The organism is Pedobacter heparinus (genome assembly GCF_032678725.1).
Lineage (GTDB): Bacteria > Bacteroidota > Bacteroidia > Sphingobacteriales > Sphingobacteriaceae > Pedobacter > Pedobacter heparinus_A.
Genome location: NZ_JAVTSC010000031.1, coordinates 1 through 7,230, shown reverse-complemented (window position 1 = coordinate 7,230; position 7,230 = coordinate 1). Strand labels below are relative to the sequence as shown.

5 protein-coding genes are annotated in these 7,230 nt (G+C 41.1%); all 5 read left to right on the top strand.

Features of this window, described 5'->3' with window-relative positions; all coding sequences use genetic code 11:
* Window positions 1-118: 118 nt before the first annotated feature.
* The gene (locus tag R2Q85_RS24335) at window positions 119-703 is read left to right on the top strand and encodes an RNA polymerase sigma-70 factor (protein WP_316814416.1); all 585 of its coding nucleotides are present in this window, start codon (window positions 119-121) and stop codon (window positions 701-703) included.
* 187 nt (window positions 704-890) lie between these two features.
* Window positions 891-1,976 (top strand): hypothetical protein, encoded by a 1,086-nt coding sequence (locus tag R2Q85_RS24330; RefSeq protein ID WP_316814415.1) that lies wholly within the window; start codon window positions 891-893, stop codon window positions 1,974-1,976.
* Between the two features lie 50 nt (window positions 1,977-2,026).
* Window positions 2,027-4,888 (top strand): TonB-dependent receptor, encoded by a 2,862-nt coding sequence (locus R2Q85_RS24325; protein WP_316814414.1) that lies wholly within the window; start codon window positions 2,027-2,029, stop codon window positions 4,886-4,888.
* 19 nt (window positions 4,889-4,907) lie between these two features.
* Complete coding sequence (locus R2Q85_RS24320; protein ID WP_316814413.1) at window positions 4,908-6,653, top strand: RagB/SusD family nutrient uptake outer membrane protein; 1,746 nt, start codon at window positions 4,908-4,910, stop codon at window positions 6,651-6,653.
* Between the two features lie 61 nt (window positions 6,654-6,714).
* On the top strand, window positions 6,715-7,230 hold a 516-nt coding region (locus R2Q85_RS24315), incomplete at its 3' end, for a carboxypeptidase-like regulatory domain-containing protein (protein ID WP_316814412.1).

Below are 7,230 nucleotides of genomic sequence, written 5' to 3'. Positions count from 1 at the left end.
ACAAGATAAAAGTTTTTGACATTCTATAGCCTTTTTCATTATTTTATGCTTTCGGTGACGTAAACAATTGTTGTTTATTAAATATTCCTTTAGTATATTCGTTTTCAACTAAACCTCCATGCGGACCGTCAAATCATACACTGACCAGGAACTGCTTGATTGTCTAAAATCAGGAGACCAGCAGGCATTTGCTGAAATTTATAACAGGTACTGGAAAGTGATGTATTTTCATGCTTTGAAGATGCTGGGCGATGAAGATGATGCAAAGGACCTGGTACAGGAACTTTTTGTTACTTTATGGACCAAAGGAATCAATATTCCCTTTAACAGCAACCTTTCTGGTTATCTGTATATCACCGCAAGAAATAAGATCATTAACCTGATCCAGCAAAAAAAAGTAAGACGGGATTATTTAAGTGCCTTAACTGCGTTTGCCGAAGAGGCAGGTAATGGTACGGTTGAGCAGATTGACGAAAAGGAATTGCTGCTGATCGTAGAAAAGGAGATTCAGAATCTGCCTGTTAAAATGCGCCAGGTTTTTGAATTGAGCCGAAAACAATTCTTATCCCATAAAGAAATTGCAACCCAACTGGAGATCTCTGATAAAACAGTGAAAAAACAGATCGGATACGCAATAAGGATGATTAAACTGAAACTGGACGTACTGACAAGGATAAGCATCATTTTATTCTTTTTAAAATAAACATTTTTTTTCTCTCGCTCTACTACCAGGTACAGCTTCAACTGTTTTATCATTAACAAGGCAATATAAGTCTGCAGGGTTAATGAGAAATTGAGTTTACTGAACAGCATGCAGTACGGTTTAATTTAAGTTGATAAACTGCAGATTTTAATTGCCCAAACAAACTAAACCAAAAAAAACCACCACAATGAAGAAACAAAATTTAACCTGCTGTACTTTGAGGTACACAATGATTTTTTTAGTTTTTCCGCTCTTATTTCAATCCTGCAGTAAGAGCCAGCTACCTGGAGCGAGCGATTTAGAAGGTTCACAGTTAAAGGAAAGCAATCTGGAGGCTATGATTGCATCGGAACAGCCCCTGCCAGGGGGCAAAGCCCGCTTCTCCGCGGTAATGGGCAATATGGATCTTACCGGCGAAACCGTTGTCAGAATTTGCAATTGGACATTTAATGCCAATGCCGGGACAGTGGCTGCTACTTATTGGGATTGGAATACCGTAGATGAAAAAGGGAAAACCTTGTTTAATGCACATACCTGTACTTTTGAGAACATCAGCAAAACTGCCAATCCTTATACGCCTACCGGTTGGATGGCACCTGCAGGTATGTACTTTGGCCGGACGGGTATTTATACTTATAATGCTACAACCGGCGTACTTTCTATCGCATGGGATGCGCCCTGGGCAGGTGTTACTGAAAGCTGGAACGTGACCAACCCTGATGCGTTTAGCGCAAAAGTATCGCTCAGAAGTTCCAGTTACGGGCTTACCCATGGCAGGGGCTATGGCAGTAATGCTTCATGGAGTACTTTTAAAACAGTTGCGCAGGTGCCCCGTATTCTTTATCGAGGCTTTAGGATAGCTGTTTGGTCTACAAATGGAACTACCATATCTATAGACACCACGGTAACCGGGGCATGGAAAGCTGACAAATTAAATTTAACTCCTTTTACATCTTCAGCTAATGGCAATACCTTGCATGTGTTATCGCCAAGCTCTGCGGATGTGTGTAATTCGGGTTGTACCACAACCAGAACGGGTATCATTTATCATCTTGCGAGTAATAATAATGGCAGAAGTATGGTTTACAATCATTTTTGCGCCTGCCTGCCTACCAATGATGAGTTTCCTACCTACAACCGTAATTTACATCCCTACGCTTTTCAACAGATCATTGACGATAATGGTGATATGAGGGGTTTTGTAGGGATTGAACAGCAAGACCAGCCTGGGTCTGTTGGTTACCAGTACCAGCTTAAAGAATACTTTCAGTAAAGGATTTAAAGCAATCGTCTTGAATATTTTAATGTACTAAACTTAAATATATGACTAAAATAATTACTCAATTTACCAGACGAGTCTTTACAGGAAGCGTGCTTCTGCTACTGATTGGTTATTATACCAACGCACAGGAGCGGAATTCACAAGACTCAATCAAAAATTTATCACTTGTTGACCAGGACCAGGAGATTAAAGTTCTTTACGGATCTAAGCCGAAGAAGTATATTACAGGTGCTGTCTCTTCTATTTCGGGAGATGTATTAAGTAACATTCCAGGTACTAACCGGCTAAGTGCTTTGTCAGGTCGTTTACCGGGTCTTTCAATAATCCAGGGTAAAGCTACTCCTGGAGCTGAGAGTATTTCGTACCAGATTCGGGGCTTTCATAATCTAAATGGTTCGGATTCGCCCTGGATAATTGTTAACGGCAGGCTGGATGATGCAAGTCAGATTGAACCTAACGATATTGAAAGTATCACTATACTGAAGGATGCGGCGGCTACAGCTTTATACGGTATGAACGCTTCACAAGGCATTATACTTGTAACCACTAAGCGGGGTAAAGTAGGGAAATTAAAGATTAATTATAATGTTGAATCGACGTTTCAGCAACCGACCAGAATGCCTAAATTCCTCGACGCTTACAATTATGCCGTACTTTATAATGAAGCGCAGCTAAATGATAATCCGATTGCTGTGCCGAAATACAATGCTACAGCACTACAGGCTTACCAGGATGGAAGCAATCCTTACTTATATCCGAATGTGGATTGGTCTGATGAACTGGTGAAGGACCATTCATTGCAGATTCGAAATAATGTAAATGTAAGTGGTGGTGCAGATAATGCAAAGTATTATTTTTCAGCAAGTTACCTTACGGATGATGGTATCTTTAATACTGATAAGAGTATTAACACATACAGCACGAACTCTAATCTTGATCTTATTAATGTACGGGCCAGTGTTGATCTGAAGATCACTAAAAATCTGAAAATATTTGCAGACCTCCGGTCAAAAAGGGACAAGCGTAATGCCCCGGGAGCCTACAATACACTTTTTGATGAAAATCTTTTTAATTCAATATACGCAACCCCGTCTAATGCTTATCCGATGAAAAATGCTGATGGTTCATTGGGTGGAAATATTACTTATCAGAATAACCCTTACGGAGGGCTTAATTACGCTGGCTATAATAACATTGTCGGAGCTTCAATGTCATCATTCGCTGAATTAGACTATGATTTTAACAGCTTATTGAAGGGATTGACGCTCAAAGCCAGAGTCGGTTTTTCCAGTATATCATCATTTTATACAAACCGTGCCAAGAATTTTGCAGTATATTCACTAAATCCTACCGGTTCTGCCACACCTTATACTCAATTTGGGACAACTACCGTAATAGTACCAGGTGGCGCATATATTAATCGAAACCGGATCTATGATCATTCATTTGCAGTGAATTATAACACGGTTTTTGGCAATCATAATATCAGTTCGATGCTGATGTATGAACGGCAGCAATTTGACACTAATTCTGGCGACGGCAATATTGCAAACTCGGGAAGACAAACTAAAAATTACCAGGGGCCGAAAGGAAGCGTATCGTACCGGTTTAAAGATAGGTACCTGCTTGATCTTGTAGCTTCTTATATGGGAAATGAGCAATATCCTGTAGGCGACCGCTATGGCTTCTTTCCTGCGGTATCTGCAGGTTGGATTGTTTCAGATGAATCTTTCATGAAAGGAAGTATAATTGATTTCTTAAAGATCAGAGGGTCATATGGAAGAACCGGAAACGTAGCGCCAGGAGACTTGAATTTTAGCTATTACGGTTCTTATGCTGTTGCGGCAGGATATGGTGCTTTTTTCGGTACCACTCCTACTGCAAGTTCTGGTGTATATCAAAGCCAGATAGCCAATCCTCTGGTAACCTGGGAAAAGACGCTGAAATCTAATGCAGGATTGGATATAACCCTGTTAAATAATAAATTTAATGCTTCTTTTGATTATTTCAATGAAGAAACTAAAGATATTCTTATTTCCGGTGATATTACAGTGATGTATGGAGGGGGAAGTACTACTTCGGTTCCTTCCGGCATTTTCAAAAACAAAGGATTTGAGGTTCAGGCAGGATGGACAGACAAGATAAAAGATTTTCAGTATTCTATAACCGCCAACTATTCTTTTACAAAAAATAAAGTTATAGAAAACGGTGAGGTAGAAAAGCAGTATCCTTGGATGCAAACGATCGGAAATCCTTTACAAACCCGAATGGGATATGTTTTTGACCGGTTCTATACCGAAACCGACAACATTGCAAGTTTGCCCAGCCAGTCATCTCTGGGCACACAGAAACCGGGTGATCTGAAGTATAAGGACCTGAATGGTGATGGAATAATTAATGAGAACGATATTACTGTTATTGGTAAGGCCAGAATGCCACAAAGTAACTTCGGACTGAACCTGGGAGCCCAGTACAAAGGGTTTGATCTGAATGTGTTCTTCCATGGAACGCAAGGAGGCACCACCTATAATTCAGGCCGTACTTATTATGCATTTGTCGGACAAACGGGAAATGCGTTGGAGCATCACCTCGACAGATGGACTCCTGGGTCGGGGCAGTCAGCGACGTACCCTCGATTAAGTCTGACTAATACGAATAATACCGCAGTTAGTTCATACTGGGTGAAAGATAATTCTTTTGTAAGGCTTAAATACGCAGAACTAGGATATACACTCCCAGCCAGCCTTGTAGGAAAGATCGGAATAACCAGCACACGGATTTTTGTAAATGGCAATAATTTATTCCTGTGGGATGAAGTCAAACTAAAAGATCCGGAAATGGAAAATCCGGTAGGCTATCCATTGCTGCGCTCTTTTAGTGTAGGCCTTAATGTGAAATTTTAATCTTCAAATACTAATGGATATGAAAAAAATACTATTTTTTATTATATGTCTGACGGGAGCATTCCTGCTTCCATCCTGTTCTGATGAAACAATTGATACAAAGCCAGCTCAATTTGTCAATAAAGATGTCATTTATACTAATAGTGCAAGGATATTGCAGTTTGTAAATAACCTCTATACCTTTCTTCCCAAGGGTTATAACCGGTTGGGATCGGTGGCTGATGTGGGCGATGATGTGGGACCAATTCCGGGTGCTAATGTTCTTGGGTCGATGGTTGCTGCTGCAACGGATGAAGCTGTACATGCATCCCTGAATTCTGGTGCAGAAAAGTGGGGAACAGGAAATTGGGGAACTACATCGTCAAATAACTGGGATGCCCCCTTAAATACAATTTATACAGGCATCCGCAGAACGTATGATTATACAAATGATATACATGCCAATGTTATTGTAGCACCGGTGTCCAACGTAAGTCAAATAACTGCTGCTCAACGCGATGAGTACTATGGCCAGGCTATTTTTATACGTGCTTTGTTAAACTTTGAGCTGCTGAAGCGCTTTGGAGGTTATCCTATCGTTAGAGAAGCGCTGAGCGCTGATGGCAATCTGATTATCCCAAAAAGTTCATACGATGAATGCGTGGCATATATTGCAGGCTTGTGCGATGAGGCTGTGGCAGTACTGCCGCTTACCTACGCAGCTGGAGATTTTGGCCGCGCAACAAAAGGTGCGGCCCTTGCTTTAAAAGGTCGACTGTTATTATATGCGGCGAGTCCGCTAAACAATGCGGGAAATTTGCTTACGAAGTGGCAAACTGCTGCTGCTGCGAATGCTGCAGTTATTAACCTGAAAAATGGAGCAGCCCCTGTATATAGCTTATATACAGCTGGTACCGGTTATGATGCATTTTTCACTACACTTGTCGGAAACAACGAGATCATTCTCTCCAGGATAGAGCCGGCAAACGCTGCTATTGAACAAGTGAATGGCTTGCCTCAACTGGTAGGTGGTTTGGGTGGAACTAATCCTACTTTAGATCTGGTTAATGATTATGAGATGAAAGATGGTACGCGTTTTAACTGGAGTAACCCTACTCATGCAAATGCTCCTTTTGCTAACAGGGACCCGCGTTTTGATAAAACTATTTTATATAATGGAGTATCCTGGATGGGTGTTACTGTAGAAACCTTTGACGGTGGTAAAGACAGAACAGGTATAAACCCTACCCGTACAGGTTTCTTCTTACGTAAATTCATGGGCAATTCGACCAAAGCTACCTGGATAGCTCCTGTAGTAAATACATTGCATTGTTTTCCAATTTTCAGATATGGAGAAACATTATTGAATTACGCGGAAGCTATGAATGAGGCGTATGGCCCGGATGATCCGGCTACCTATGGATTGACCGCACGCCAGGCGATTGCACTGATCCGTACACGTGCAGGTTTAACCGCTAATCAAACAGTCCCTTCTGCAACCAGTCAGTCATTAATGCGGGATGCTATCCGTCATGAGCGCCGCATTGAGCTTGCTTTTGAAGAACACCGCCATTTGGATTTAAGAAGATGGAACCTTGCAGTAACCGTACTGAATAACAAACCCGTATCAGGCTTGAAAATAGTGAGAAGTAGCGGTTTACCTTATACATTTACATACACTCCAGAGGTGGTAGAAAATCGGGTATTTACCGAAAATATGTATCGTTATCCCTTCCCTAGGGAAGAGGTCAGCAGAAATCCAGGTATTCAAAATCCAGGTTGGTAATCATTTTAAAATTAAAATTATGAGGAGATTTTTAATACTATTAGTTTTTAGCTTGGTTTATATGAGCACATATGCTCAAAATGTACAATTAAGCGGTACTGTAACCGATAAAGATGGAGTTTCACTTCCTGGTGTCAGTATTCTTGTTGAAGGCACCAAAATTGGCGCAGTTTCAAATGCAAAAGGTCAATATTCCATTAACATTTCTAACGCTAACTCAGTTATTGTTTTTAGTTTTTTGGGCTATATCCCTCAGAAGGTTAACGCAAAAGGCCGCTCAAAAATCGATGTTAGCTTATCAGAAGACTCTAAATCCTTAGATGAAGTCATAATGGTAGGTTACGGCGCCCAGAAAAAGGCAAGTGTAATTGGAGCCATTTCCAATATTAACATGAAGGAACTTAGAAAAGCAGCACCTTCAAATTTGAGCAATGCGCTCGGGGGCCGTGTTCCTGGTATAATTAGCAGAATGGGAGATGGAATGCCGGGGGGCGTTCAAAATAGATTCTCGAATGGGGACGCTGATGATGCACAGATTTATTTACGGGGAAGAGCCAGTATGAACAATACAAGTGCG

Coding starts and splice junctions, on each gene's coding strand:
- R2Q85_RS24330 (WP_316814415.1), top strand. CDS start 891: ATGAAGAAACAAAATTTAACCTGCTGTACTTTGAGGTACACAATGATT.
- R2Q85_RS24335 (WP_316814416.1), top strand. CDS start 119: ATGCGGACCGTCAAATCATACACTGACCAGGAACTGCTTGATTGTCTA.
- R2Q85_RS24325 (WP_316814414.1), top strand. CDS start 2,027: ATGACTAAAATAATTACTCAATTTACCAGACGAGTCTTTACAGGAAGC.
- R2Q85_RS24320 (WP_316814413.1), top strand. CDS start 4,908: ATGAAAAAAATACTATTTTTTATTATATGTCTGACGGGAGCATTCCTG.